Raw genomic sequence first — 24,574 nt, 5'->3', positions numbered from 1 at the left:
TTCGGGTACCGTGTGCCGCATGCGTTTGACGGAATTCCATCAGTTGGTCGAGGACGAATTCGGCTCCGGTCGCGCGCAATGGGTCATCGATTCCCAGGTCATTCCGGGCTACGAGCGCACGGCCGCGGACTTGATCGAAAGTGGTGTCGATCCGCGCGAGGCGTGGCGCGGCCTGTGCGACGCGTTCGATATTCCGGAAGAGCGACGCTTGGGTGTCGATAGACCGGGCTTCTAGGGCTTTTGCTTGACGACGACACCTTCCGGCGTGTTCGACTCCCATTCGAACATGCTTGCGTGTACAGTCTTGCGTGTCGTGACCGCGTCTTAGCATTGCGCACGTATCCGTTTCACTCCAAAAGTTTCCGCACGGCAGGGAACCGAAGGGGTGGACGTGAACGTCTAATGAATATCCAACAAACATCAACCCGGATGCGGCGCGCGCCGCGCCGCAAACACAACGGAGGGTAGAACACCACATGGCAACGAAGAAGAAGACTGCGGCTTCCGCCGGAAACGACCGGCAGAATGCGCTCGACGCCGCGCTGGCGATGATCGAGAAGGACTACGGCAAGGGTGCTGTGATGCGCTTGGGCGATGAGAACCGCCCGCCGATCCAGTCCATTTCTTCCGGAAACACCGCCATCGACGTCGCGCTTGGCATCGGCGGTTGGCCGCGCGGCAGGGTCGTGGAGATCTACGGGCCGGAGTCGTCCGGTAAGACCACTGTTGCGCTCCACGCTATCGCGGAGGCGCAGCGCGCTGGCGGTATTGCGGCATTCATCGACGCCGAGCACGCCCTCGACCCAGAGTACGCCCGCAAGCTCGGCGTGGATACTGACAACTTGCTGGTTTCCCAGCCGGATACCGGCGAGCAGGCGCTTGAGATCGCAGACATGCTGGTGCGCTCCGGCGCGATCGACATGATCGTGATCGACTCGGTCGCAGCGCTGACGCCGAAGGCCGAGATCGAAGGCGAGATGGGCGACTCGCACGTCGGCCTGCAGGCCCGCTTGATGTCGCAGGCGTTGCGCAAGATGACGGGTGCGCTGTACAACTCCGGCACCACCGCCATCTTCATTAACCAGCTGCGTGAAAAGATCGGCGTGATGTTCGGCTCCCCGGAGACCACCACCGGTGGTAAGGCGCTGAAGTTCTACGCGTCGGTGCGTTGCGATGTCCGTCGCATCCAGACGCTCAAGGACGGCCAGGACTCCATCGGCAACCGCACGAAGATGAAGGTTGTGAAGAACAAGGTCTCCCCGCCGTTCAAGATCGCCGAGTTCGACATCATGTACGGTGAGGGCATCTCGCGCGAGTCCTCCATCATCGACATGGGTGTGGAAAACGGCATCGTGAAAAAGTCCGGCTCCTGGTTCACCTACGAGGGCGACCAGTTGGGACAGGGCAAGGAGAAGGCCCGCATCTTCCTCAAAGAGAACCCGGATCTTGCCGACGAGATCGAAGACAAGATCTTCCGCGCCCTCGGTGTGGGCAAGTACGCCGCCGCGAACTCTGACGATCTGACCGACGACCCAGTGGACATGGTGCCCAACATCGACTTCGACGACGAAGACGAGGCAGCAGCCGAGAAGTAGCCGATGGCCGACCCCGACAAGATCGCGCAACTCCAGGCCGCGCTCGAGGCGTACGAACCCGGCACCGGCCTGTTCGACCGCTCCCACGAAGAGGAGAAGGCACCGGTGCGCAAGCGGGCACTTGGTTTGCTCGATCAACGCGCCCGCTCTCGCGAGGAGCTCCGCGGCCGTTTGATCAAGGCGGAGTTTGAGCCGGCGCTTGTCGACGAAGTGCTCGACGACCTCGCCGGCTCCGGCCTGATCAACGATTCGCGCTTCGCCCACGAATGGGTGCGGCAACGCGCTGAGAGGCGGGGCAAGTCGTCGCGCGCGCTCGACATGGAGTTGCGCGACAAGGGAGTTGGCACTGCGGACCGCGCCGCCGCACTGGAACAAATCTCAGACGACGACGAAGAACGCACCGCCCGTGCCGTTGCGGAGAAATCCGCACGCAAAGTCAAAGCGGCGCCGACCGAGCGGGCCGAGTACGACAAACACCTGCGTCGGGTCGTCGGCGCGCTCGCACGTCGCGGGTTCAACCAGGGGATGTCGATGCGTATCGCCCGAGAGGTGCTCGACGAGCGCATCGCGGAGGTAGAAAACACCGGTTAGGCGCACGGGTGCTCGCTGGTTAGACTGTCTCGCCGTGACTACGGCGAACACCTCCCAAACCTCTACTCCGCGCACCTACGAGGTGCGCACGTTCGGCTGCCAGATGAACGTGCACGACTCCGAGCGCCTGTCCGGCATGCTCGAGGACGCCGGCTACGTTGCGGCCGATAAGGACACTGAGCCCGACCTGGTCGTGTTTAATACCTGCGCAGTGCGCGACAATGCGGACCAGCGTCTGTACGGCTCCCTGGGGCAGTTGAAAAACACGAAGAAGAATCACCCTGGCATGCAGATCGCGGTGGGCGGGTGCCTTGCGCAGAAGGACCGCGACACGGTCATTGAGAAGGCGCCGTGGGTCGATGCGGTGTTCGGCACCCACAACATCTCCGCGCTTCCGGCGCTGCTTGACCGGGCACGCGTGGAGGACGAGGCCCAGGTGGAGATCGTCGAATCCCTCGAGGTGTTCCCGTCGGTGCTGCCGGCGAAACGCGAGTCGTCCTACGCCGGGTGGGTGTCCATCTCGGTTGGCTGCAATAACACGTGCACGTTCTGCATCGTGCCGTCGCTACGCGGAAAGGAGCTCGACCGCCGCCCGGGCGACATCCTGGCGGAGGTGGAGGCGCTGGTGAGCCAGGGGGTCTCCGAGGTCACCCTGCTCGGGCAGAATGTGAACGCCTACGGGGTGAACTTCGTCGATGAGGAGATGGAGCGCGACCGCTCCGCGTTTTCCAAGCTGCTGCGCGCCTGCGGCGACATCGAGGGCCTTGAGCGGGTGCGGTTTACCTCGCCGCACCCGGCGGAGTTCACGTCCGATGTCATCGATGCGATGGCGGAAACGCCGAACGTGTGCCCGCAGCTGCACATGCCGCTGCAGTCCGGTTCGGACAAGGTGCTCAAGGACATGCGCCGGTCGTACCGTTCGAAGAAGTTCCTCGCCATTTTGGATGAAGTGCGTGAAAAGCTCCCTCACGCATCGATTACCACCGACATCATCGTCGGCTTCCCGGGTGAGACGGAGGAGGATTTCCAGGCGACGCTCGATGTCGTGGAGAAATCTCGCTTTACCTCGGCGTTTACGTTCCAGTATTCGCCGCGCCCCGGCACTCCGGCAGCTGAGATGGAACAGCAGATTCCGAAGGCCGTGGTGCAGGAGCGTTTCGAGCGTCTGCTCGAGCTGCAGGAGCGCATCAGTGCGGAGGAGAACGCGAAGCTCGTCGGCACGGAGCAGGAGCTGCTGGTCCAGGCCGAGGGCGGCCGGAAGAATGACCGAACGCACCGCATGTCGGGGCGCGCACGCGACGGCCGCCTGGTGCACTTCGCTGTGGAGGGCGAGATCGACCGCGAGATTCGTCCCGGCGACTTTGTGACCGTAACGGTCACGGATTCCAAGCCGCACTTCCTCATTGCGGACGCGGGCGTGCGCAACCACCGCCGCACCAAGGCGGGCGACAATTCGGCTGCGGGCCAGGTGCCCACCACTGCACCCGTGGGGGTGGGGCTCGGCTTGCCAACGATTGGCCAGCCCGCCGCCGCACCGGCAGATTCCGTCTGCTGCGGTGGCTAGGGTAGCCTCCTCGGTTCACTGCCGCGGAGTGGCTAGACCGGCATCGTACGCAATGATGACGAGGTGAACCCTATCCCTCGCGTTGAGCTTGCTCAGGAGGCGACCGACATGGCTTTTCACGGTTGTTTCCGCCATGTGCAGTGATGCGGCGATTTCTTGGTTGCTTTGTCCCCGCGCGATGGCAGTGAGCACCTCGAGCTCGCGGGGTGAGAGTTCTTCTGCGAGTTTGGCCGCTAGCGCGGAAGGACTCGGTGCGGCCATATGGGGGCGGAATCGATCGATCACCCGTGCAGTGGTCGAAGGGGCAAGCATCGCGTTGCCAGTGGCAACGGTCCTAATCCCCGATATGAGATCGGTTGCACCGCAGTCCTTGAGCATGAACCCTGATGCGCCTGCAGCGAGTGCTTCATAGGCGTATTCATCCAGATCGAAGGTGGTTAGAGCAATCACGCGGGTGGGGTAGCCAGCTACGGTGATTTTTTGCGTCGCTCCAATCCCGTCCATGTGCGGCATGCGTATATCCATGCAACACACGTCCACGGCCAACCCGCTCTCGAGCAGTTCGAGTGCTTCGTTGCCGTTTGCAGCCTCGCCGACCACCTCGATATCCGGCGCGGTGCTAAGCACTAAGCGAAAGCCGGTTCGTACCAATTCTTGGTCGTCGACAAGCAAGACGCGAATCATGCCTTGACCTCCTGGGTTGCAATCGGCACCTGTGCGACCACAGAGAAGCCTCCCTCGGCCCGTGGGCCCGCAACAAGCTTCCCTCCCACGCTTCGAGCTCGCTGGGTCATGTTCGCAATTCCATTGCCGCGGGAGTCGTCGGTTTGGAGGGAAGTGCCACTATCGACGATTTCGACGCGGAAGTGCTCACCCACTTCGGTGACGGCTACGCGCGCTTGGGCCCCTTCACCGGCGTGGCGCATGACATTTGTGAGTGACTCTTGCACGATGCGGTACAACGCGACCTGGGCAGAGGGCGACAGCGGGGCTGTTGAGAGGTCGTCGGTACCGACAAGCTCGAAGCGCTTACCCGTGGGGTCGCACGATCGCACCAGGTCAGCAAGTTGCCCCAGCGTGGGCTGTGGGGCGTGGCCTTCGGTCTCAGAACCGACTGCACGAACCAGGTTGCGGGTGTCCTGCAGAGCCTGCACAGCGGCCGCGTGTGCGGCACTGATTGCATCAAAGGCATCGGATGGCGAGTTGCGAGACTGTTTGAGCACATGTGCCGCAGCATCCGTCTGTACTGCGATGACTGACAGGGAGTGGGCGAGTATGTCGTGGAGGTCTGCTGCGATGCGCGATCGTTCCTGTTCTACGGCGAGTTGAGTGGTGAGGCGATGGTCGCGTTCGGTTTGCGCTGCTTGGACGGCGAGCATGGTTGTGCGCTCTCGATGCATGCGGACAACCACACCAATCAACACGGCACCGATCACCGGGATCGCGGAAACGAACAGCACCGGGATCGGATCGAGAACCCAATCGACGAGCGTGCGTGCTGGCCGAAGTGTCGAACTGTTCCACCGGAACCATGTGTGGACGGTCATCGCGAGCACTGATGCCACAGTCCACCAGCGTGTGGTCTTCGATTCTCGACGAATAGCGATGGCGCACAGTCCGACGAGCGGGACGACGTTGCCGGAGGTGAGATCCGCGGCCTCCGCGAGCCGGCCCAGAAACACCTGGCCCACGAGCGCGGGGACGCTGAGTATCACGGTGAGTTCCGGCATGGCGAACAGGAATACCAGGGGCAGGGTGAACGCCATTGCTAGAAAAAGATTAGGCCACTCGTCGGGGAGCGGGTACCGGGATAGTGCTCCGATCGTGAGTAACGGGAGGGAAAGCGTCGCAACTATGCAGCCCCACACCATTGGGTGGGCTTTGACGCGTTTGGCGAGATCCTCAACCATGTTCTGTATTGTCCTCCGTCGTTGGTACGCAATACATCCTCCTGCAGTAGATGGAATTTGTGTACTGCAGGCCGATGTGGGGGCGCGTCGGCGTCGGGGACACTGTCCCCATGACACCTTCTCCCTTGCTGCACATCCACGCAGTAGAGAAAACCTACGGCACGGGTGCGGGCGCGGTTCGAGCGCTTGATCGGGTGAGTTTGGATGTTCCTCGTGGGCAATTCCTCGCAATTATGGGCCCTTCCGGTTCCGGCAAATCCACGCTTCTACAGTGCGCTGCGGGTCTGGACACCGTGGACGCGGGACGGGTCGTACTGGACGGCGACGAGCTCACCGCGATGAGCGACGACAAGCTCACCATCACTAGACGTGACCGGATTGGGTTCATTTTTCAGGCGTTCAACCTGATTCCTACGCTCACCGCGCGAGACAACATTGTCTTGCCATTGAAAATGGCCAAACGCTTGGCGGATCCGGATTGGTTCGATCACATTGTGGCGATCCTGGGCTTGCAGGACCGCCTCACTCACAAACCGACAGAGCTTTCCGGAGGACAGCAACAACGTGTTGCTGTCGCCCGCGCGCTGATTACTCAGCCGGACATCATCTTTGCTGATGAACCCACCGGCGCGCTTGACCAAGCTACGAGTGCGAGCCTCATCCGGTTCTTAAGGCACCTCACGGATGAGCTCAACCAAACTCTCGTATTGGTCACCCATGACGCAGCCGTAGCCGAATGGGCTGATCGAATCGTGGAGCTTCGCGATGGCAGTATTGCCAACGACACTGTCGTCAGGCCGGTGAATTAGCGTGCTCCGTATCTCTCGCACTTCGCCAGCGAACTTAATCGCTGCCCTGTTTGCTACAGCGCTCGTGACATTTACCGTTTTCCTCCAAGCAGGTGTACGCGGAGATCTCGAGCGAGCCGTGCGCACCGCAACCGGCGACGCTGACCTCATTGTCACACTCACCGGTGCTGACTCGGCATTGCCCTCAGATCTCGTTGGAGGGATCAGGGCAGTGCCAGGAGTAGAGAAGGTCGAAGAACAGACTGCCGGTATCGCGGTGGTCGACGATGAAATAGGCGCAGCCATCGGAGTGCAATCGCTTCTCGACGACACGTTGTTTCGCCTCACTGCGGGGCGTATGCCCACCAGTGACAAAGAGTCGGTCATTGTGGAAACCCCAGGAAAGCCGATGCGTTATCTGCCCGGCGCCGAGATCAACCTCAAGAATAACGGGGGCGGTTCCGAAACCATTGTCGTTGTCGGCACCGCGGAGGCTGACCCCGGCGCGGCGATGGAGCCGTCCCTGCCCACGCTTCTGTGTTCGCGCAGTGCCGCTCAGCGGCTGTTGGGGATCGCGGGAAGCAACGCGGCATTTGTTCATGCAAGCGGCAGCGTCGACGATGTTCGGGCACAGGTTGCCGAGAAAGTTGCTCAATTTGGCACTACCGCGCGAGTCGAGAGCAGCAGCGAATACGTTGCTGCGAACGCGTCGAAGTACGAAGCTGGCACACAAACTGTAATGCTCGCGCTGCATCTGCTTGCCGCTGTCGCCTTACTTGCTGCGCTCGTGGTGGTTGGTAACAACTACAGACTTCAGCTTGCACGCCGTACGAGGGAGATTGCGCTACTGCGGAGCATAGGTGCTTTGCGAAGCCAGGTGTTTACGTCGGTAATTGCCAGCGCCGCTGTCGCCGGCGCACTTGGTGCGGCGGGCGGAATCGCACTTGGCGTGGTTGCCGGGGTTTTGGCGCTGAAGGGGATGCCTGCCGCGTCAGCAGATGCGGGATTCTGGATGCGGCTGATCGCGCTTGGATTGGCTGCTGGAGTTTTTCCTAGCGTGTTGTCGTCTGTGAGGCCGGCTCGACGGGCAACTCGTGTCGCGCCAGTCGAAGCCCTTCGTCTTACGGAGCCAGCAGTCCGGACATCTGGCGGTTCTCGTGGTGGGGGTGGTTCGCGCACGGTGTTAGCGGTGTTGCTCGTCTTCACCGGGATAGCTGTGACCGTCACCGGCGGGGCCACTCAGTCGCTGGCCCTGGTGATCACAGGAGCGCTCCTCGCATGTGCCGGCTTGTTGAGCCCTGGAGCGCAAATCTTTACGAGTACGGCACTGGGTTTCGGCCGGATAGCAATTGCTCGAGGGGGAGCGCACGCGGCGCTTGCCAGCGAGCAGCTGCGGCGCCACCCCGGGCGATCTGACGCCACCGCAGCGGCAGTGTGGCTAGGGGCGACATTAATGGCAGCGTTGCTCTCCGGAAGCGCTACGGCCCAGGCCACGTTGGGCGAAATTGTCGAGGCTGCGACACCAACCGACATCATTGTCACTCCAGCCGGAGACACGGACAACCCTGTGGAGCTAGGCAACCGCGTGAGTCAGCTTCCCCAGGTTGCAAATACTGCCGTCGTGTCAGACGTCGTGCTTGACGCGGAGTTCGCTGCATCGCCGGATAGTGACGGTCCGATGACCGTGGCAGCGTGGACCCCGCAGCTAGGTAGCGTGCTTCGCACCGACGCGATCATCCCTGAACCCGAGCCAGGGACGATCATTTTGCCACCCACACCGGAGACCACTGCGGGGTCAGGGCTAGTCACCGTCACCCTCCGTCAGTCTGGCAATGCACACCCCTTCGACATCACGGTTATCGAAGGCGCGCCTCTGATGGGCATCGTGCACCAATCGGATCTTGCACGATTCGCGGTGTCTACGCCCAACGTGTGGGTGAAGGGGGTGCCCGGAGCTGACCCACTTGACGCGGCGGATGCGATTGGCGAGCTACCCGGTGTGGCAACGCTGAACAGCCCGGCCGTCCAACGCCTCGAGGCGGATGCGGAACTCACACGATTCGTTGCGCTCGGACTCGCGTTTCTCGCTGTTGCGCTGGTCATTGCAGTAGTGGGACTATCCAACACCGTTGCGCTTTCAGTTACCGAGCGCTATCGAGAAATAGGTCTGCTTCGTGCCCTTGGAGCCCGGCGCACCCAAATTACAGGGATGGTTCTGACTGAGACGTTGCTGCTCGCTCTCGCTGCTGGACTCATTGGCGTGGTATTCGGAGTGCTCTTCGGCGTTACTGGGGCGAATGCGCTACTAGGAGGCGAGAAGCTCCATGTTGTGACAGCGATCCCGTGGGCTTCGTTCGCCGCACTGGTGGTGGGCTTGCTCGCTGCTTCGGCGATTGGAGCAGTGCTACCGGCGCGCCGGGCCGCGGCTATTCCGCCGGCTGCGGCGCTCGCGCAGTAGCTGCTAATCAATAGCAGGCACTAAGGGCTACAGTGACTGTCATGACGCAGCCCAACACCGAATCCCTTGCCCGCGCGGAGAAGAACGCCGCATCCACCGTGGACATGGGCGCGAAACGCTGGGTGCTCGCCGCCGCGTTAGCCATCTATTTGGTGGCGCTGTTCCTGCCGTTCGTCGGCGGGGCGTCGCTGTGGCAGGTGCTCGCCGCCACTGACGCGGCGAGGGACGCCCAAACTGCGATCACGGAGTACGTCTTCGCGTGGATCTCGCTTATCGGCGTCGGTGTCCTGACCACACTTGCCGTTGCCACGCAGCGCTTCGCACTCGCAGTACCAGCGTGGATGGTCACCACTGTCTCGCTGGTCTACTCCGTGCTTGGCATCTGGCTGCGCAACTCCAACGCCTCCGGCATCAGCCGTGGCCCCGGCTACTACCTGGTCCTGCTCGCGGCAGTGATCGTGGTGTTCACGGTGTTCCCTCTGATTCTGTCGCGCAACGAGGAGCAGGCGGCCGCCGCTAAGCAGCGCGCCGAGGCACAAGGCAAGGATGAGGTGGCGCTGGCGCAGCGCGCCGCGACCAGGGAGCAGGAAAACCCTCTGCTTATCGACGACCGCCGTGCCCGCGCAGCAGAGCGACACCGCAAATCCTTGGACTAACGCGTAGAAGCTCGGGGCGGGGCACCCAGCCCGCAAAAGCCGATATCGGCGTTTAGCGCGACCGCCAATCCGCGACCTGGGCTTTTGTGGCAGCTCACCTTGCAAACGCCGATATCGGCATTTACCAGGTGAGCGCGTTGCCTACCGTTTCTGCCACGCGGTGGTGGAAGAAACCACCTCCGCGTCCAGCCCCCGCATGATGGCGTTCGCCGCGGGGGAGTCGGCGGGGTAGGAGCAGTAGGCGGTTTCCAGGTCCTCCCAGACTTCCTTCGCGCGCGAAAGCGATGCGCGCAGCATGGCAGCGCCGATGCCGCGACCGCGGTGCTCGGGGAGTACGTAGACCAACCCAAGTTCGCACACGGATGCGTCGTCGGCATGGAAGCGCACGACTTCACATAAGCCGACGATGACACCGTCGACGTAGGCGAGCCCGGTCAGCTGCGCCCCGCCGCGATCCTTGAGACGCGCACCGGCGTCGCGGATGCGCGCAAGGTCCCAGTCGATGGTGTCCATGATCAATTCGCCGCGCGGATAGTCGCGAGAGGCCGCGGTGAGCAGGCTAGAGAACTGCTCCACTTCCTGCGGTCCGGCTTTGCGGCGCGAGAAAAAGCCGGGCCCCTCAATCACCGCAAACTCGGCGGGTGCGAGTGCAGGAAGTGAATCCAAACCCGCGATCTCGAAGGTCGCTTGGTCTTCCCGGAATGCGGCGGTGTAGCCGGCCTCGACCACGCCCGGCGGGGTGTCGTCGCCGGGGGAGTGCGTCACCCAGAGTTGGCAGATGGGGCGGCCCAAGCGGGTCGACAGGTCGTCGAGAAGCGACAGTGCCGCCACCCACGGTTCGGTGGGGACGGGCTCGCCGGGAAGCGGCGCGATCTCGGAGTCGAAGGTGAAGTTCGCCTCGATCACCTGGCGGTCTTCTAGCAGCGGCAGGGAGACAAAGAGCCATGCTTCGGTGTGGTCGAGGTCGTCGTCGAAAAGTTCGCGGTAGCCCAAATCGGTCACGGGGCGCAGCGGCTGCTCGGACGTGAGCGCGAACAGGATCGCTTCGGACTCGGTAGACGGTTCGAGCCGCTTCGCGATGTGCGAGGCGGACACCCCGGAGGTGGCAAGCCCCGTGATGTCCTGGATGGCAAGGGTGGCGGAAAAGGCGTATCCCCCGACCACTGCCTCCGACGAGCCAGGGCGGGGGACAAACTGTTGGGCGTGAAGCAATTAGTCCTCGTTCACGGCCTTCGCGGCGACGTCGGCAAACTCCTGCCACTGCTTCGCCTGCTCGCGCAGCGTCGCCGCCTTAGCGGAGTCGCCCTTCGCCTCGGCATCCTGGGCCTGGCGCTCGAAGTCGTCCGCCTTGACCTGGAACTGGTTGACCTTGTCCTGCTGGGCCGGGTCAGACTTGCGCCAGCGGGAATCCTCGGCGTCCGACACGCGCTTTTCAATGCGGCCGATCTTGTCCTCGTACTCGCGCACGCGGCCGCGTGGCACATAGCCGATCTCGTCCCACTTGTCCTGCAGTTCGCGCAACTTCGCCTTCGCGCCGCCAAGCCCCTTGGACGGGTCGATCAGGGCGTCGTACTCGGCGAGTAGTGCGTCCTTGGCTTCCGCGTTGGCCTCGAACTCGCGGTCGCGTTCGGCGTTGACTGCGTTGCGTGCCTCGAAGAAGTGGTCCTGGGCGGCGCGGAAGCGCTCCCAGAGCTTGTCGTCCACCTCGCGTGGGGCGCGACCGGCGGCCTTCCACTCGGTCATCAGGTCGCGGTAGGCGCGGGCGGTCTCGCCCCACTCGGTGGAGTCTTGAATCGCCTCGGCGCGCTCGACCAGCTCCTCTTTGATCTTCTTGGCTTGGGCGCGGTTGCGGTCCAGTTCGGCGAAGTGGGAGCCACGGCGGCGGTTGAAGCTGTCGCGGGCGCGGGAGTAGCGCTTCCAGAGCTGGTCGTCGGTCGCGCGGTCGATGCCGCGGATGCCGCGCCACTCCTCGAGGATCTCGCGGATGCGGTCGCCTGCGCGCTTCCACTCGGTCGAGTTTTCCGCCAGGTCCTCGGCCTCGGCAGCGAGGGCCTCTTTCCGGGCGATGGCTGCCTTTCGACGCTCCGCCTTTTGCTCCTTTGCCTGCTCTCGGGCGTCGGCGGAGGCGGCGATGACGGCATCGAGGCGGGACTCGACGGCGTCGATGTCGCCGATTACGGCGGCGTCGTCAAGCGACGCCTTCAGCGCTTCGGCCGATTTACGAATCGCGTCGGCATCCTCCGGGTGGGCGCGCAGGCGCGTCTCGATGAGTTCGACTTCGGTGACCAGGTCGTCGTAACGCTGCCCGTAGTGCGCCAACCCTTCCTCAGGCGTGCCTGCCTGCCAGGAGCCGATCTGGCGCTCGGTGCCGCCGCGGGTGAGGAAGACGTTGCCTTCGTCGTCGACTCGGCCGAACTTCGACGGATCCGACTTCTCGCGAGCCGGTGTCGGCGCCGGGGTGATGGTCGGTGCGACGGGTTTCGGGCCCGGCTTCGGGCCCTTTTTCGCCATCGCGGCAGGAGAAGGTATGTTGCCCGGTTTCGGGGTGGAGTTCGACTCGGTCATTGTGGTCGTCCTTTCCGCGGCCTGGGCCGCACTGTGCCGCGCGTCGCGGCTGCCTTTGCGCAATGCTTGCGATCGTACAGCCAGTTGCGGCACCGCGGGGGTGTTCGGGTGCGCTGGGTAGGGTTGAACGGGTGACAGGAAACGTTTGGATCATCCCGGGATCGCCTGCGCTGGCGCTTTCGCGTGACGACGAACCCTCGCAACGCCTCCTTGCCGCCACCCGGTCACTCGCCGGTACTGCAGATGGCCGCCCGATCGACATCGTGTGCTCGCTCGAAAACAAATGGCGCACCGCCCACGCAGGCTCGCTACGGGCCTGGGGCGGGCCGGGGGTGACGGTCCGCGCGGGCAATCACCTTGGCGAAATCGTTGGCCGATACGCTCTCGGCGATCCGGAGGTTCGTGAGGTGCGCCCGCAGATCGGCAACCTGGACGCTGATGCGGTCACCGTCGTCGTGGTGGATGGGCCTGCAGGACTCACCGAGCGCGCACCGCTGGCCCTGCAGCCCGGCGCGCCGGAGACGCATCAAGGGATTGTGCGGTGGCTGGGCGGGGCGGAAGCGGTGGTCGTCGATACGCATGTGCTCGAGCCGCAGTTGTGGCGCGAGCTGGCGGCGCTTGACCGCAAGAACGCGCGGCTGATCGACGCCGACGCTTCGCTCGGTGTCGGGAGGTATGTGGCGGAGTGGAGTGTATGAACCCGATCGCAGTTGTAGGTCCTACCGCCAGCGGCAAGTCCGCGCTGGGTATCGCTCTTGCGCACCACTTTGATGGGGAAGTGGTCAATGTCGATTCGATGCAGTTGTATCGCGGCATGGATATCGGCACGGCGAAGTTGCCGGTCGACGAGCGCGAGGGGATCCCGCACCACATGCTGGACATTTGGGACGTGACGAAGACGGCCTCGGTGGCGGAGTATCAAACGCTCGCGGTGGGAACGGTTGAGGAAATCATGTCGCGCGGCAAGGTGCCGGTGCTGGTCGGTGGCTCGATGCTGTATGTGCAGTCGCTTATCGACGCCTGGTCCTTCCCACCGACCGACCCCGCCGTGCGCGCCCGCTACGAGGCGCGCCTGGCTGATATCGGCGTCGACGCCCTGCACGCCGAACTTGAGCAGGTGGATCCGGAGGCCGCCAGCATAATCGAGGACAAAGACCCGCGACGTACCGTGCGCGCGCTGGAAGTCATCGAACTGACCGGCAAGCCGTTTAAAGCCTCCCAGCCGCCGAAAAACGCCCCGCCGCGCTGGGGCACCCGCATCCTGGGACTGCGCATCAACGCCGACTGGCTCAACCCGCGCATTGAACTGCGCACCAGACTCATGTTCGAGCAGGGGCTTGTCGACGAGGTGCGCTCGCTTGTCGACGACGGCCTCGTACGCGACTCCACCGCTGGCCGCGCCATTGGCTACGCGCAGGTGCTCGCGATGCTCGACGGTGAGCTCACCGAACAGGAAGCGCTGGAGCAAACGATCACGGGTACTCGTCGCTACGTGCGCCGGCAGCGCTCCTGGTTCAACCGGGACCCGCGCACGACCTGGCTCGACGCCGCGGACCCTGACGTGCCGGGCCGCGCGTTAGACTCGCTGGCGTGAAATTCATCAAAGCGCATGCCACCGAAAACGACTTCGTCGTGCTCATCGACGTCGACGACCACAACGATGTGACACCTGATCAAGTCGCATTCCTGTGCGACCGCCGTGCCGGAGTCGGCGGCGACGGTCTACTACGGGTCGTGCGACGCGACGGGACGTGGTTTATGGATTACCGCAACGCCGACGGATCCGTCGCCGAGATGTGCGGCAACGGCATCCGCGCGTTTGCCCACGTGCTCGTCGCCGAAGGGTTGGAAGACGCCCGGGAGTTCTATGTGGACACCCGCGCCGGCGTCAAGCACATCCGGGTGCTCTCGGCGGACAGCACGGACGCGGTAGTCGCCGTCGGCATGGGTGCGGTCGAGGTCACCGGCGTGTCTACCGCTTCGATGGGGGATCACCAGTTTGCGGGTCTCGGCGTTAACGTCGGCAACCCTCACCTCGCCTGCGTGATACCGGGGCTTACCGCTGCCGGGCTGGCTGACATGAATTTCGTCGCACCCACCTTCGACCCTGAGTTCTTCCCGGAAGGAACCAACGTCGAGGTGCTCACTGAGCTCCGAGATGGGCAGACCCACATGCGCGTTTGGGAGCGCGGCGTGGGCGAGACGCGCTCCTGCGGGACCGGCACGGTTGCAGCAGCGCAGGCTGTGCTGGCCGACGCCGGCGTGGAGCACGGAACCGTCACCGTCAACGTCCCCGGCGGGGCAGTAGAAGTCGAGCTCAACGAGGGGCAAGCGACTATGACCGGGCCGTCCACAATCGTCTTCCGAGGTGAATTGTCTAGCTGATGTGCAGCGGTTGCTGAGGTGTCTGTACGTTAGATGCGAAAAACACCTACATACGTACAACTCTTTCCAAGGATTTTGGTATGCGCCGCACAATGTTCACTTCCGCCGCCACGGTGGCCGCCCTCGCCGCCGCAACGGTGGCGCCAGCAGTCCAGGCGGCGGATATCGCACCCCACCACCTCGGCGACGACGGCCAGCTCGTTTGCGCAGTCAAGCTCACCGGTAAAGAGGACAAGGAGATCCAGCGCTTCACCCTCGACGCCTCCACTGCGCTTTCCTCAGCACTGATCGCGGTGGTGGAGAAGCAGCACCCAGGCATGCGGGACAAGGGCGAGAAGTTGCTTCGCGACGAGCGCATCCGCCGGGTGTTCCAACAAGTGCTTCGCGGCGAGGAACCGAACGGGTTCGACGTGGTGCACCTCAAGACCGCGCTGACCTTCAACGGCTTCACCGCGTTCAACCAGGGCAGGCTCTCGGTCATGATGCTCTACCTCGGCGCACTCGTGCTTCGCGACGACCCGGCGTTGTTCCCCCAAAGTATCCTCTGGGACGGTGGCGCGCCGGGCCGTATTTACGCTGATGAGCAGGCAAGCGGTTCGAACGATGCGGTCAACGACGTCCTGGACTGGATCTTCGACGCCGTGCCGTATGAAAGCGGCGACTTAGATAATCTTCGCGCAGGGCTGAAGGCCACACCGGAACTCGCACGCATCGATGCCCAAGCCTCCCAATACAGCACGGTGCTTTCCGCCGCACGCAACGCATGCAACGCTCAGGACACGGTCCGCATCGAGTTCCCCGGCTCGCCTCGACCCAATAAGCCGACGCCGACCACGCCGGTGCAGACCACGAAGGCGCAAACCACGACGGCGCAGACGGCGACGGTAACCAGCGTCGCGCCGTCGGCCAAGACGACCCGCGCCGAGACGCCGAAGAGCCCGGCTACGGTCGTACCGTCCACGACATCAACGACAACCACTGTGGATGCCTCGCCGTCGCGAGCGCCGGAAACTACTACCGCCGTGGCGACGACCACCGCCACCGCTCACTCGACGACCTCCGCCACAGCGATGGCAACCGCGACAGCCACCGCTACGGCAACGGCAACGGCAACAGCCACCGCGACCGTGACGGCCACGGAAACTGCCGTGTCTACCGTTGTAAACACCACTCGGGTAGCTGTCCCGACCACCGTGACCACGCCGGTAACCACGAAAGCAACCACCGAGACGACGATTCCGGTAGTAACCACTACGCCGACGGCCACGCCGACAACAACGGAGACCACAGAAACTCCGGGCACACCAACACCGGACACAACAACACCGGAGGAGCAACCGGAAGGTTCGAGCGAGGCCGGCAAGGTGGTCGGCATCGTCTTCGGCGTGCTGGGTGCACTCGGGTTGATCGTCGCTGCGGTGCTGGCGTTCGGCCCTGCCATCGAGGTCAAGGTGACGTTCTAAACCGCCAACGGAGTCCTACGCCGGGCCGATTTCCTTCGCGGCGCGGCGTGCGTCGTCCCAGGCGGATTGGAGTTCGAAAGCGCGCTCGTCGGCAACCGTGAGGATGCGCTCGAGTTGTGCCTTGTCGGTGCTGGGGGATTCGAGGTAGCCGTCGACACGCTCGATGAAGCGACGCGCCGAGGAGGCGCGCAGGAGAAACTCGTTGACCTGGGGCACGGAATTATCCGGGTTCGCCAGGGCGGGGTAGTAGAGGGTGCGGTCCGCGATGTCCGCCGCGGTGGCTCCGTTTTGCATCTGCTCGTAGGCGTCGAGCACCTCGATCATGTCGTCGCGCGCATAAATGAGCGACGAGCGCATCGCCGTGATTTCCGGATCGACTTGGAGTCGCCGGCTAAACAAAAACGCACCGATGGCGAGCAAGACCGACAGCAGCAGACCGGGCAGTTTCAGGGTGAGGATAAGCAGCACTGACGCGGCGAGCACCAGTGCGCCCAAAAGTGCCCTCGATAAGTCTCTGTCCGGTGAACGCATCGCGGTCGGTCCCTACACGGCTAGTGGCCGCCGCAGCCGCAGGATCCGCCACAACCGCCGCAACCGCCACCGGACGGGGTGGGGATGGAGCCAGCCATGACGGCGGTGCCGGCGATGACGGAGTCGCGTGCTGGCAGGTCGCCGTCGGGCAGGCACACGTCGAACGGGAACGCCGCGTCCACAGAGACGTGAATGAAGCGCTGGCCGGTCAGTTCGGAGGTGCGGTACTCGGCGTCGAGGACGCGGCCGGAGAATTCCGCGCTGGCATCCGGGGTAGAGGCGGCGCCGGAGGCGACGGCCTCAGCGCCCGGGGAGGTCACGGAACCAACCACTGCACCCGGGTGCAGCGCGAGGTACGCCTCGGTGGACTCGTAGCGCTCCGTCGACAGGGCCAAAGCCGTGACGGACAGTTCTTGCCATTGCAGCGTGGGGTCGTCGACAAGCAGCGGCTCCTGGGCGAGGTTGACGGTCAGCGAGGCGATGGTGTTGCCGCGCGGATCGACAACGTCGGCGAGCGCGACAACGTCGTTGACGGGCGTGATGTGAGCAAACGCGCGGGTGACCGAGTCGAAGCCGGCGAAGGTGGCGAACGGCTCGACCGCGAGGATATTCAGCCGCGCACCGGAGGGGTCGGCGTACTGGATCAGCTGGCCGCCACGCACCTCACCGGTGACAGCGAGACGGTCGGTGGCAATAGCGGCTTCCACAGCGTCCTGCCATTTTTCGAAATTCAAGCCAATGGAGGCGAGGTCCGTGCTGATTGCTGTGCTCATGGGCTTCGATTCTAGACGCACGCCCCACCTGGGAAGAATCCCGGGCCTTGTCGCGTTTGATCGGGTAGATATGAAGAAGACGTTTCCAGCTACAACCAAGGATTTAATGACTGAACCCAACCTCGGCCGATTCGGTGGCAACCGCGAGCGTTTTTCGCTTGACGACGACACCACGCCGGAAGAACGCGCCCACGACGAACTCCTGCGCGAGGCGTTTCGCCACAACACACCGCAAGAGGACATGAGCCCGACTGTCGGTGCGCTCGACCTGGAAGACCGCAACGCGTTCCGCTCGGTCACCGGCGCCACGGAGGTGCGCCAGCAAGACCAGCAGGACATCTACGAGGTGGAGTACCGCAAACTCCGCATCGAGGAAGTCCTGCTCGTCGGTGCCTGGACCGAGGGCACGGTCGCCGAGATCGAGGCCCGCATGTGGGAATTGGCGGCGCTGGCGAAAACGGCTGGTGCCGAGGTTGTCGACATGCTGTACCAAAAGCGTGACAAGCCCGACCCGGGCACCTACATCGGCTCGGGCAAGGTTGCGGAGCTGCGCGAGATCGTGCTCTCGACGGGTGTAGACACGGTGATTTTTGACGGTGAGCTCTCGCCGTCGCAGATGATCGCGCTCGAGGAAGCGCTGAAGATCAAGGTCATCGACCGCACCATGCTCATCCTGGACATCTTCGCTCAGCACGCGAAGAGTAAAGAGGGTAAAGCCCAGGTCAGCCTGGCGCAGATGGAGTACCTGTATAGCCGCACCCGTGGTTGGGGCGGCAACCTGTCGCGCCAGGCTGGTGGCCGCGCCGGCTCCAACGGCGGTGTGGGCCTTCGCGGACCCGGTGAGACCCGTATCGAGGCCGACCGCCGGCGCCTGCGCACCGAGATGGCGAAACTACGCCACCAGTTGCGCGACATGGCCACGGCGCGCGAGGTCAAACGCGCGCAGCGGCAGCGCTCCACGATCCCGAAGATCGCGATCGCGGGCTACACTAATGCGGGCAAGTCGTCGCTCATCAACGCGATGACAGGTGCGGGCGTGCTGGTCGAGGACGCGTTGTTCGCCACCCTCGACCCGTCGACGCGCAAGGCGAAGTTGGCCGACGGCCGCAACGTTGTACTCACCGATACCGTCGGGTTTGTCCGGCACTTGCCCACCCAGCTGGTCGAGGCGTTCAAGTCCACACTCGAAGAGGTCGGCGGCGCCGATCTTGTTTTGCACGTCGTGGATGGATCTGACCCGTTTCCGCTTAAGCAGATCGAGGCGGTCAACGAGGTGCTCGCCGAGGTCACGCGCGATTCCGGCGACGAGATGCCGCCCGAGATCGTCGTGGTGAACAAGATCGACGACGCAGACCCGCTCGTGCTCGCCGAACTGCGCCATGCGTTCGAGAAAACCGGCCGCAGCGCCGTGTTCGTCTCGGCGCTCACCGGCGAGGGCATCGAGGAGTTAGAAGCGCGCATCGAGCAGTTCCTCAACTCCATCGACGCGCACGTGACCATGGTGGTGCCCTACACCCGCGGCGACGTGGTCAGCCGCGTCCACGAGGAGGGCACGGTGCGCTCCGAGGAGTACGAGGAGCAAGGCACGCGTATCGACGTCCGCCTGCCGCGCGTACTCGCCGAGCAGTACTCGGAGTTTGTGGTGTCCTAGCCTGGCGCCGGCTTAGCGCCAGTACGGGTCGAAATCCTTGTAGGTCTCGGCGTCGGAAAGCAGCTCCGCTGCGCTTTCGTCGACAACGACGGTCGCGGCGTTGTGCAGCTGCAGCGCCGAGGCGGGGCAGGACGCCGACAACGGGCCTTCTACAAGTGCCTGCACGGCATTCGCCTTCGCAGGGCCGGTGGCGATGAGCACGAGGTGGCGTGCCTCCAAAATCGTGCCGATGCCCTGGGACAGGGCCTGGCGCGGCACTTCGTCTGCAGAGTCGAAAAAGCGTGCGTTGTCCTCGATGGTGCGCGGGTGCAGGTCGATGAGGCGGGTGCGCGAGCGCAGCGAGCTGGTCGGCTCGTTGAACGCGATGTGCCCGTTGGCGCCGATCCCCAGAATCTGGATGTCCACACCGCCCGCGTGGCGGATCGCGTGATCGTAGGATGCTGCCGCGGAGTGCGGATCCTCTGCTTCACCGTTGGGGGAGGCGACCGCGGCGTCCGGGATGTCGATGGAGCCGGTGAACTCGCGGCGGATGGTGGAGTAGTAAGACTGCTCGTGGTCGCGCGGCAGGCCGTAGTACTCGTCGAGGAGGAAGGCCTTGCAGTTGGCGAAGCTCAGCCCTTCCTCGCGGTGGCGGCGGATCAGCTCCTTATAGGTCGGGTTCGGGGTGGACCCGGTCGCCAGTCCGATCGTGGCGCCCTGGCGGGCAAACGGCTCGATGCAGTCCGCGGCGTATGCGCCGACTTCGTCCGGGGTGCGTCGAATGATGATGTCCATGGGTTGTAAGTTACTCCGGTCGGGTACAAGGGGCGACGATTGGCGATCATTGTAAAACGAGGGCCATAATGAAGACTCGTGAAGAATTCAATAGGTTGGACCCTCCACGGCGACGGACGCCGTGTTAATCCCGGGGCCGTTGTCGCCCCCGACGAGCGGCTGTCGTGGCCGCGCACCATCGGCATCGGTATGCAGCATGTCGTTGCCATGTTTGGCGCGACCCTGCTTGTGCCCACACTCACCGGGTTTCCCGTCAACACCACGTTGTTGTTCTCCGGTTTGGGCACGATCATCTTCCTGCTGATCACCCGCAATCAACTCCCGAGCTACCTCGGTTCCTCGTTCGCCTTCATCGCCCCGCTGACCGCGTCGCAGCAGTACGGCGTCGGCGCGCAGTTGGGCGGCGTGCTGCTGACCGGCGCAGCACTCATCCTCGTCGGCGTGCTGGTGCAGTGGGCGGGCAAGCGGGTGATCGACGCGGTGATGCCGCCCGTGGTCACCGGCGCGATTGTGGCCCTGATCGGCTTCAACCTCGCGCCGACGGCCGTGAGTAACGTGCAGACTCAGCCAGCAATCGCGGGGGTGACCCTCCTGACCATCGTGGTGATTACGGTGGCCACCCGCGGGATGCTGTCGCGCCTGTCCATCCTCATCGGTGTGCTGGTCGGCTGGATCTTCGCAGCGCTGAGCGGCGGGCTTGGCGACGACGCCCTGGCCACCATTGGCGACGCCGCCTGGGTCGGACTGCCACAGTTCCACACCCCGGAGTTCCACCTCTCCGCGGTGCTGGTGACGCTGCCGGTGCTCGTGGTGCTCATCGCTGAGAACGTCGGACACGTCAAGGCCGTCGCCGAGATGACCAACCGCAACCTCGACCACCTGCAGGGCAGGGCGCTAATCGGCGACGGCATCGCCACCACGCTCGCCGGCGGGTTCGGCGGTTCTGGCACGACCACGTACGCCGAGTATATGGGGGTAGGTAGCAAAACCGCCTGTTCACGCTGCTAATCCACCGCCCGCAGGTGGCGCGATCCCGCAGAAATCCCGCGCGCGCTAAACGCTGGTGCCTCGAAGGCCGCCGATACGCGGTCGCGGTAGCCGTCGAGCACGTGCGCGTACGTTTCGAGCGTCGTCGCCGGGGTGTGGCCGGCCACCGCAGCGACGTCTTGCACCGCGACCCCGGCGGTGAGCATGGTGGATACGAAAAAGTGGCGCAGCGCGTGGAAATGCACACCCGGCGCCCCCGCATTCTCGGCGGCGTAGCGCACCACCTTGCCGGCGTGCGAGACCTGTACCGGGTGCCCATTGTTCGATACCAGTAGCCATTCGTCAGGTGCCCGGTCTACGGTGAGCCGGCGTAGTACCGGCACGAGCGCGGGCGCGATCGGCACGTCGCGGCGCGAGGTGTGCGACTTCACCGGGGCGCGGCGTTTGCCGTCGCGGGCGAGTTGCGCGCGCACGTGGATGAAGCCTGCGTCCAGGTCGATGTCGCCGACGACCAGGCCGGCGATCTCCGATACTCGAAGCCCCGCCCACAGGGCGATGTGCATCATGTCGGTGACCGCAGGATTCGGGCGCGTGACATTCTCGAGCCCCTTGGCGACGTATTTCGCCCCGCCTGTCTCCACCCGTTTGATGACCGCGTCGATCTGCGCGCGGGTGGGGATCTCTACCGGGTCGAGCGCTTTGTCCTTCCTCGGCACCCGTACCGGCGAGCGCGTCAGGTAGCCTTCCTGCACCCCCCACTTGAATGCGCTCGCCACGGTGACCAACGCGGTATGCACGGTGCTCTCCGCCAGGCCCGTATCGTCGGCGCTTATCCAAGCCCGCCCGGTGCGCAGGTGTGAAGCCCACTCCATCATCTCGGCGGGCGTGACCTCGGCGGCGGGGTAGTCCAAAAGCGGGGCGAGTTGGATGTCCCGCACGTGCTCGTAGGCGCCGCGGGTGGATGGCCTGATATCGCGGGTGGCGAGCCAGTCGTCAAAAAGGTGGCGCACCGTGATCTTTTGCGGCACCACGTTCGCCCCGCGTGCCTGCTTGACCTCGATGTCGGCGAGGAAGGTCTTTGCCTCGCGCTTTGTGTCGAAGGTGCGCGAGTGCTCACGCCCCCCTTTATCTCGCCAGCGCGCCACCCAGCGCACCGCGCCTGTCTTAGTTACTCGTCGTTGAATCGCCATGTATGATCGATCTCGTCTCTTTCCTTGGGAGGCGTAATCCGTCCGCGTTTGCTACCCAGCGCGCGGGCGTTTTTATTTTCAGGTTTCGCCGGTTGCCGCGGCGAGGTGGTGTTCTCGCCACACTGCCACCAGGTGTTTAGTGACTTCCAGTTCGGCGGCGATCGCGCCGGGGTGGGGGCCGTGGATGTGCTCGGCGGCGCGGTAGTCCACCGCGCTGATAAGCAGGCGGGCGGCCCACAGGTCGGCGTCTCGCTCCTGGCGGTGCTTGATCCATCCGGTGGCGGCCGGGTCATGCCCCAGCACGCAATGGCCGAGTTCATGGGCGAGCGTGCAGCGGCGGTTGATGTGGCCGAGCCCGCGGCGCAGCGTGATGTGTCGCCCGCCGTAGTATCGGCCCTTTTCGCCGCCGGTGTGCTCGGCGATGGTGACGCCGAGCGCGGTGGCGATCTCGTTAGGGTCCGTCGTGATAGTCGTCATCTCCAGGTTCCGGTTCGGTGTCGCTGTCGTCGGCAGCGTAGATGCCGGGGTCGATATCGAGGTCCGAGGTGTTCGAATCGGGCAGGGGGAATTCGGTCACGGTGGCTAGCGGGGAGGCGTCGGCGTTCTCGGCGGCGGCGAGGCGGTCGACGATGAGTTGTGCCAGTTCGAGGTCGGTGTAGTCGTCTACGCCGAAGCCGTTGTCCTTGGCGTAGCGGGTGACCTGGTCGTCGGTGATGGCGCCTGCGGCGACGAGGGCGTCTACCGGGTTTGCGTTGTAGTGCTCGGCGACGGTGAGCGCGAAGGCGGGGTCAGCGTTGTCGATGTTTTTGCGGACGGTGGGGTGGGAGATTCCGACGGCGGTGGCGATGGCGCGGGCGGAGGCGCCGCCGGTGGTTTTGGCGATCCAGTCGCTGAAGTTTGTCATGCCTTAATGGTAAACGGGTTTACCACCTAAAGCCAGTTGACCTGCGATGGAAAGAAAACTAACCACCCATACGGGGGTAAACCGGTTTACCGTTCTACCACCGGACGGTAAAGCGAGTTACCATGCTGAGGCCGGATGGAAAATTACGTTACCGAAGGAGGCCGGCAATCCATGAAGGCCAACATCTACGCGAAGGCAGACGTGCTGTCTGCGCTTATCGCCGAGCGCGGCCTGACCCTTAGCGAACTCGCCGAGCGCGCCGGCGTTACCCGCCACACCGTGCGTAACGCACTCGATGGCCGCCCGGTATCCGCCGGATTCGTCGCCGGTATCGGCCTTGCGCTCGGCGTCGATTTCGCCGAGGTGTTCACCATCCGCGCACAGGCCGCTGAAGCGGCTTAATCCCTATCCCAAGAAGGAGACCCCTATGTCCACCAAGCCAACCGATACGCAAATCGCAAACTCGCTGCGCACTCTCACCGACATGCTCGACCACAAGGCAGTTCGTCTTACTGGCGGGGCGGCGATCTACCGCGTCGCACGTCGCAAGACCGATATCGACCTCGACGCCATGACCGCCGCCGTGATGATCGACCACGCATTCGGCTTCTTCAAGTACGTGCTTGAAGGAATCATCACCGGCGAGAGCGACTTCGCGGCCGCCACGGGGGCAGATGCCAAAACCGCCGACAAGGCCGACGCTGACGATGATCCGCTGTCTGGCCTGTGCCCAAAGCACCGCCGCGAAGCCGAAGAAGCCCGCGAGCGCAAAAACGACCGCGAGCGCGAGGCCAATTTCGACGATGAAGCGGACTCCGAATCCGATGGCGGCACCTTCACCGTCGAACTCGACGGCGAGAAGTTCGACGCCGACGCCGACACCGTCGCCGAGGTGCTCGAGCGCATCGCGCAAGCACTCAAGTAGCACCCCGTGCAGCCTCCGGTCCGCGGCTTACGCGCGGCGCCGGTTCATGACCGGACGGAGGCACTAGGGGCGGGCGTTAATCCGACAATTCTCGGCTGACCCCCGGACAAGGGCCGCCCATGAAGGGCAGATGCTGCCTCGCCGCCCAGGCGGTTCCTGCGCCCGCCCCGACCAACCGAATAGCAAAAAGCCGCCCGGCTGCTACCCGGACGGCCCTGCATTTTCCCTGTCACATCAAAGGAGACAACCGTGAAGCATAGCAAACGGGCGATAGAGCCCCGGACCTACTCGCTCGCCGAGACCGCCGACATCCTCGGATTCGGCCGCACAACCCTGCAGGATCACGTGCGCAACGGCTCGGCGAACCACCTGCACCCGATCTCGCTGGGCACCCGGACCCGATTCCCGAAGGCGGTCATCGACGCGCTTGCCGAGGGGGCAGCATGAACCGGCAACCTCGAGCCCAAGCCCGCGCCGCGACCGTCGAGGACTTCAAGTTCATGTCGTCGATTATCGGCTCCCCGGCGGCTATTCACCGCATCGCCGCCGCCCGGGGCCTCACCGTGGTCACCGTGGTGAAGCATCTGTGCGAGGCCGGAGTGCCTTATCACCTCGATTCCCGGGAGGTGGCGGCATGACCGATACCGAGCTGACCGCCGTCGCCGAAGCCACCGGGGTGATCGACCCCGCGCCGGGTACTCACTTCGACCTCTCCGAGGTCTTGTGGGCGGTGCTGACCGCCGTGATGTTTTTCGTCTCGTATTGCCTAGTCGCCGTAATGGAGGGCCCTTACTAATGCAACCCCTGGACTTGATAATCATCGCAGCCAACGCCGCACTCGACGTGCTGCTCTATTCCGGCCAG

The 24,574-nt window shown here is 64.1% G+C and carries 28 protein-coding genes and 2 pseudogenes; 19 read left to right on the top strand and 11 right to left on the bottom strand.

What is annotated here, in order from left to right; translation table 11 throughout:
* Positions 1-19: 19 nt before the first annotated feature.
* The 4 genes from IAU68_RS07225 to miaB all read left to right on the top strand — a co-directional run bounded on the left by IAU68_RS07225 (position 20) and on the right by miaB (position 3,750).
* Positions 20-235: a DUF3046 domain-containing protein gene (locus IAU68_RS07225; RefSeq protein WP_171192640.1), complete on the top strand. Its 216-nt coding sequence runs from the start codon at positions 20-22 to the stop codon at positions 233-235.
* A 241-nt stretch (positions 236-476) separates the two neighbouring features.
* Positions 477-1,595 (top strand): recombinase RecA, encoded by a 1,119-nt coding sequence (gene recA / locus IAU68_RS07220; protein WP_171192639.1) that lies wholly within the window; start codon positions 477-479, stop codon positions 1,593-1,595.
* Positions 1,596-1,598: 3 nt separating this feature from the next.
* The gene (gene recX, locus IAU68_RS07215) at positions 1,599-2,186 is read left to right on the top strand and encodes a recombination regulator RecX (RefSeq protein ID WP_171192638.1); all 588 of its coding nucleotides are present in this window, start codon (positions 1,599-1,601) and stop codon (positions 2,184-2,186) included.
* A gap of 34 nt (positions 2,187-2,220) precedes the next feature.
* A complete protein-coding gene (miaB, locus tag IAU68_RS07210; protein WP_171192637.1) occupies positions 2,221-3,750 on the top strand; it encodes a tRNA (N6-isopentenyl adenosine(37)-C2)-methylthiotransferase MiaB in 1,530 nt (509 codons plus the stop codon).
* Between the two features lie 15 nt (positions 3,751-3,765).
* Here the strand turns inward: miaB and IAU68_RS07205 are convergent, their stop codons facing one another.
* The gene (locus tag IAU68_RS07205) at positions 3,766-4,434 is read right to left on the bottom strand and encodes a response regulator transcription factor (protein WP_171192636.1); all 669 of its coding nucleotides are present in this window, start codon (positions 4,432-4,434) and stop codon (positions 3,766-3,768) included.
* Positions 4,431-5,516 (bottom strand): sensor histidine kinase, encoded by a 1,086-nt coding sequence (locus tag IAU68_RS07200; protein ID WP_171192635.1) that lies wholly within the window; start codon positions 5,514-5,516, stop codon positions 4,431-4,433. Before IAU68_RS07200 ends, IAU68_RS07205 begins: the two co-directional genes overlap by 4 nt.
* Before the next feature lie 254 nt (positions 5,517-5,770).
* On the opposite strand from IAU68_RS07200, the gene IAU68_RS07195 reads away from it, so the two are divergent.
* On the top strand, positions 5,771-6,469 hold the full coding sequence (locus IAU68_RS07195; RefSeq protein ID WP_171192634.1) for an ABC transporter ATP-binding protein: 699 nt from the start codon (positions 5,771-5,773) through the stop codon (positions 6,467-6,469).
* Positions 6,470-6,653: 184 nt separating this feature from the next.
* On the opposite strand, the gene IAU68_RS07190 is transcribed toward IAU68_RS07195, so the two are convergent.
* Positions 6,654-7,202, bottom strand: coding sequence for a hypothetical protein (locus IAU68_RS07190; RefSeq protein ID WP_171192633.1), 549 nt, complete (start codon positions 7,200-7,202; stop codon positions 6,654-6,656).
* Between IAU68_RS07190 and IAU68_RS11605 the strand changes: the two are divergent.
* The 3 genes and pseudogenes from IAU68_RS11605 to IAU68_RS07180 all read left to right on the top strand — a co-directional run.
* A pseudogene (locus IAU68_RS11605) lies at positions 7,188-7,535 on the top strand (FtsX-like permease family protein); the annotation flags it as partial. The gene IAU68_RS07190 and the pseudogene IAU68_RS11605 overlap by 15 nt on opposite strands.
* Before the next feature lie 366 nt (positions 7,536-7,901).
* On the top strand, positions 7,902-8,906 hold the full coding sequence (locus IAU68_RS07185) for an ABC transporter permease (RefSeq protein WP_171192632.1): 1,005 nt from the start codon (positions 7,902-7,904) through the stop codon (positions 8,904-8,906).
* A gap of 41 nt (positions 8,907-8,947) precedes the next feature.
* Positions 8,948-9,562, top strand: coding sequence for an Rv2732c family membrane protein (locus tag IAU68_RS07180; protein WP_171192631.1), 615 nt, complete (start codon positions 8,948-8,950; stop codon positions 9,560-9,562).
* 141 nt (positions 9,563-9,703) lie between these two features.
* Here the strand turns inward: IAU68_RS07180 and IAU68_RS07175 are convergent, their stop codons facing one another.
* Both IAU68_RS07175 and IAU68_RS07170 read right to left on the bottom strand, forming a co-directional pair.
* Positions 9,704-10,774: a GNAT family N-acetyltransferase gene (locus IAU68_RS07175; protein WP_171192630.1), complete on the bottom strand. Its 1,071-nt coding sequence runs from the start codon at positions 10,772-10,774 to the stop codon at positions 9,704-9,706.
* Complete coding sequence (locus tag IAU68_RS07170; protein WP_171192629.1) at positions 10,775-12,127, bottom strand: DUF349 domain-containing protein; 1,353 nt, start codon at positions 12,125-12,127, stop codon at positions 10,775-10,777.
* Positions 12,128-12,258: 131 nt separating this feature from the next.
* Here IAU68_RS07170 and IAU68_RS07165 point away from each other — a divergent pair, with 131 nt between their 5' ends.
* The 4 genes from IAU68_RS07165 (at position 12,259) to IAU68_RS07150 (ending at position 15,975) form a co-directional block, all read left to right on the top strand.
* Positions 12,259-12,825, top strand: coding sequence for a hypothetical protein (locus IAU68_RS07165; RefSeq protein WP_171192628.1), 567 nt, complete (start codon positions 12,259-12,261; stop codon positions 12,823-12,825).
* The gene (gene miaA / locus IAU68_RS07160; protein WP_171192627.1) at positions 12,822-13,721 is read left to right on the top strand and encodes a tRNA (adenosine(37)-N6)-dimethylallyltransferase MiaA; all 900 of its coding nucleotides are present in this window, start codon (positions 12,822-12,824) and stop codon (positions 13,719-13,721) included. The genes IAU68_RS07165 and miaA overlap by 4 nt, the downstream gene beginning before the upstream one ends.
* Positions 13,718-14,512, top strand: a complete 795-nt coding sequence (dapF, locus tag IAU68_RS07155) for a diaminopimelate epimerase (RefSeq protein WP_171192626.1) — start codon at positions 13,718-13,720, stop codon at positions 14,510-14,512. The genes miaA and dapF overlap by 4 nt, the downstream gene beginning before the upstream one ends.
* 80 nt (positions 14,513-14,592) lie before the next feature.
* Complete coding sequence (locus IAU68_RS07150) at positions 14,593-15,975, top strand: hypothetical protein (protein ID WP_171192625.1); 1,383 nt, start codon at positions 14,593-14,595, stop codon at positions 15,973-15,975.
* 15 nt (positions 15,976-15,990) lie between these two features.
* Here IAU68_RS07150 and IAU68_RS07145 read toward each other — a convergent pair whose 3' ends face one another.
* Both IAU68_RS07145 and IAU68_RS07140 read right to left on the bottom strand, forming a co-directional pair.
* Positions 15,991-16,506 (bottom strand): hypothetical protein, encoded by a 516-nt coding sequence (locus IAU68_RS07145; RefSeq protein ID WP_171192624.1) that lies wholly within the window; start codon positions 16,504-16,506, stop codon positions 15,991-15,993.
* 20 nt (positions 16,507-16,526) lie between these two features.
* Entirely contained in the window at positions 16,527-17,267 is a 741-nt protein-coding gene (locus tag IAU68_RS07140; protein ID WP_171192992.1) for a hypothetical protein, read from the bottom strand.
* Between the two features lie 118 nt (positions 17,268-17,385).
* On the opposite strand from IAU68_RS07140, the gene hflX reads away from it, so the two are divergent.
* Positions 17,386-18,930, top strand: a complete 1,545-nt coding sequence (gene hflX / locus IAU68_RS07135; RefSeq protein WP_171192623.1) for a GTPase HflX — start codon at positions 17,386-17,388, stop codon at positions 18,928-18,930.
* A 12-nt stretch (positions 18,931-18,942) separates the two neighbouring features.
* Here the strand turns inward: hflX and nagB are convergent, their stop codons facing one another.
* Positions 18,943-19,704 carry a glucosamine-6-phosphate deaminase gene (nagB, locus tag IAU68_RS07130; RefSeq protein ID WP_171192622.1) on the bottom strand — a complete coding sequence of 254 codons (762 nt, stop codon included), beginning with the start codon at positions 19,702-19,704 and terminating at the stop codon, positions 18,943-18,945.
* A 78-nt stretch (positions 19,705-19,782) separates the two neighbouring features.
* Between nagB and IAU68_RS07125 the strand changes: the two are divergent.
* Positions 19,783-20,694, top strand: a pseudogene (locus tag IAU68_RS07125) (uracil-xanthine permease family protein); the annotation flags it as partial.
* Positions 20,695-20,708: 14 nt separating this feature from the next.
* Here IAU68_RS07125 and IAU68_RS07120 read toward each other — a convergent pair.
* From IAU68_RS07120 to IAU68_RS07110, 3 genes are all read right to left on the bottom strand, one after another.
* A complete protein-coding gene (locus IAU68_RS07120) occupies positions 20,709-21,881 on the bottom strand; it encodes a tyrosine-type recombinase/integrase (RefSeq protein WP_171192620.1) in 1,173 nt (390 codons plus the stop codon).
* Positions 21,882-21,959: 78 nt separating this feature from the next.
* The gene (locus IAU68_RS07115; RefSeq protein ID WP_171192619.1) at positions 21,960-22,358 is read right to left on the bottom strand and encodes an ImmA/IrrE family metallo-endopeptidase; all 399 of its coding nucleotides are present in this window, start codon (positions 22,356-22,358) and stop codon (positions 21,960-21,962) included.
* Positions 22,333-22,785 (bottom strand): hypothetical protein, encoded by a 453-nt coding sequence (locus IAU68_RS07110; protein ID WP_171192618.1) that lies wholly within the window; start codon positions 22,783-22,785, stop codon positions 22,333-22,335. The genes IAU68_RS07115 and IAU68_RS07110 overlap by 26 nt, the downstream gene beginning before the upstream one ends.
* Before the next feature lie 171 nt (positions 22,786-22,956).
* Between IAU68_RS07110 and IAU68_RS07105 the strand changes: the two genes are divergently transcribed.
* The 5 genes from IAU68_RS07105 (at position 22,957) to IAU68_RS07085 (ending at position 24,506) form a co-directional block, all read left to right on the top strand.
* Positions 22,957-23,187, top strand: a complete 231-nt coding sequence (locus tag IAU68_RS07105; protein ID WP_171192617.1) for a helix-turn-helix domain-containing protein — start codon at positions 22,957-22,959, stop codon at positions 23,185-23,187.
* 25 nt (positions 23,188-23,212) lie between these two features.
* The gene (locus tag IAU68_RS07100) at positions 23,213-23,710 is read left to right on the top strand and encodes a hypothetical protein (RefSeq protein ID WP_171192616.1); all 498 of its coding nucleotides are present in this window, start codon (positions 23,213-23,215) and stop codon (positions 23,708-23,710) included.
* A 249-nt stretch (positions 23,711-23,959) separates the two neighbouring features.
* Positions 23,960-24,157 (top strand): helix-turn-helix domain-containing protein, encoded by a 198-nt coding sequence (locus IAU68_RS07095; RefSeq protein WP_171192615.1) that lies wholly within the window; start codon positions 23,960-23,962, stop codon positions 24,155-24,157.
* Complete coding sequence (locus IAU68_RS07090; RefSeq protein ID WP_171192614.1) at positions 24,154-24,348, top strand: hypothetical protein; 195 nt, start codon at positions 24,154-24,156, stop codon at positions 24,346-24,348. Before IAU68_RS07095 ends, IAU68_RS07090 begins: the two co-directional genes overlap by 4 nt.
* Entirely contained in the window at positions 24,345-24,506 is a 162-nt protein-coding gene (locus tag IAU68_RS07085) for a hypothetical protein (protein WP_171192613.1), read from the top strand. Before IAU68_RS07090 ends, IAU68_RS07085 begins: the two co-directional genes overlap by 4 nt.
* Positions 24,507-24,574 lie beyond the last annotated feature (68 nt).

The organism is Corynebacterium lujinxingii (assembly GCF_014490555.1).
Lineage (GTDB): Bacteria > Actinomycetota > Actinomycetes > Mycobacteriales > Mycobacteriaceae > Corynebacterium > Corynebacterium lujinxingii.
Note: the sequence above shows the minus strand (reverse complement) of the source record. Positions and strands in the feature narration are given on the sequence as shown.

What these genes read in the sequence shown, in the direction of transcription:
- IAU68_RS07205 (WP_171192636.1), bottom strand. Translation starts at nt 4,434, where the DNA reads ATGATTCGCGTCTTGCTTGTCGACGACCAAGAATTGGTACGAACCGGC.
- IAU68_RS07110 (WP_171192618.1), bottom strand. Translation starts at nt 22,785, where the DNA reads ATGACAAACTTCAGCGACTGGATCGCCAAAACCACCGGCGGCGCCTCC.
- nagB (WP_171192622.1), bottom strand. Translation starts at nt 19,704, where the DNA reads ATGGACATCATCATTCGACGCACCCCGGACGAAGTCGGCGCATACGCC.
- IAU68_RS07185 (WP_171192632.1), top strand. Translation starts at nt 7,902, where the DNA reads ATGGCAGCGTTGCTCTCCGGAAGCGCTACGGCCCAGGCCACGTTGGGC.
- IAU68_RS07100 (WP_171192616.1), top strand. Translation starts at nt 23,213, where the DNA reads ATGTCCACCAAGCCAACCGATACGCAAATCGCAAACTCGCTGCGCACT.
- hflX (WP_171192623.1), top strand. Translation starts at nt 17,386, where the DNA reads ATGACTGAACCCAACCTCGGCCGATTCGGTGGCAACCGCGAGCGTTTT.
- IAU68_RS07195 (WP_171192634.1), top strand. Translation starts at nt 5,771, where the DNA reads ATGACACCTTCTCCCTTGCTGCACATCCACGCAGTAGAGAAAACCTAC.
- IAU68_RS07170 (WP_171192629.1), bottom strand. Translation starts at nt 12,127, where the DNA reads ATGACCGAGTCGAACTCCACCCCGAAACCGGGCAACATACCTTCTCCT.
- IAU68_RS07190 (WP_171192633.1), bottom strand. Translation starts at nt 7,202, where the DNA reads ATGCAGCGCGAGCATTACAGTTTGTGTGCCAGCTTCGTACTTCGACGC.
- IAU68_RS07090 (WP_171192614.1), top strand. Translation starts at nt 24,154, where the DNA reads ATGAACCGGCAACCTCGAGCCCAAGCCCGCGCCGCGACCGTCGAGGAC.
- IAU68_RS07115 (WP_171192619.1), bottom strand. Translation starts at nt 22,358, where the DNA reads ATGACGACTATCACGACGGACCCTAACGAGATCGCCACCGCGCTCGGC.
- recA (WP_171192639.1), top strand. Translation starts at nt 477, where the DNA reads ATGGCAACGAAGAAGAAGACTGCGGCTTCCGCCGGAAACGACCGGCAG.
- miaA (WP_171192627.1), top strand. Translation starts at nt 12,822, where the DNA reads ATGAACCCGATCGCAGTTGTAGGTCCTACCGCCAGCGGCAAGTCCGCG.
- IAU68_RS07085 (WP_171192613.1), top strand. Translation starts at nt 24,345, where the DNA reads ATGACCGATACCGAGCTGACCGCCGTCGCCGAAGCCACCGGGGTGATC.
- IAU68_RS07200 (WP_171192635.1), bottom strand. Translation starts at nt 5,516, where the DNA reads ATGGCGTTCACCCTGCCCCTGGTATTCCTGTTCGCCATGCCGGAACTC.
- IAU68_RS07105 (WP_171192617.1), top strand. Translation starts at nt 22,957, where the DNA reads ATGAAGGCCAACATCTACGCGAAGGCAGACGTGCTGTCTGCGCTTATC.
- IAU68_RS07145 (WP_171192624.1), bottom strand. Translation starts at nt 16,506, where the DNA reads ATGCGTTCACCGGACAGAGACTTATCGAGGGCACTTTTGGGCGCACTG.
- IAU68_RS07120 (WP_171192620.1), bottom strand. Translation starts at nt 21,881, where the DNA reads ATGGCGATTCAACGACGAGTAACTAAGACAGGCGCGGTGCGCTGGGTG.
- IAU68_RS07225 (WP_171192640.1), top strand. Translation starts at nt 20, where the DNA reads ATGCGTTTGACGGAATTCCATCAGTTGGTCGAGGACGAATTCGGCTCC.
- IAU68_RS07150 (WP_171192625.1), top strand. Translation starts at nt 14,593, where the DNA reads ATGCGCCGCACAATGTTCACTTCCGCCGCCACGGTGGCCGCCCTCGCC.
- recX (WP_171192638.1), top strand. Translation starts at nt 1,599, where the DNA reads ATGGCCGACCCCGACAAGATCGCGCAACTCCAGGCCGCGCTCGAGGCG.
- IAU68_RS07180 (WP_171192631.1), top strand. Translation starts at nt 8,948, where the DNA reads ATGACGCAGCCCAACACCGAATCCCTTGCCCGCGCGGAGAAGAACGCC.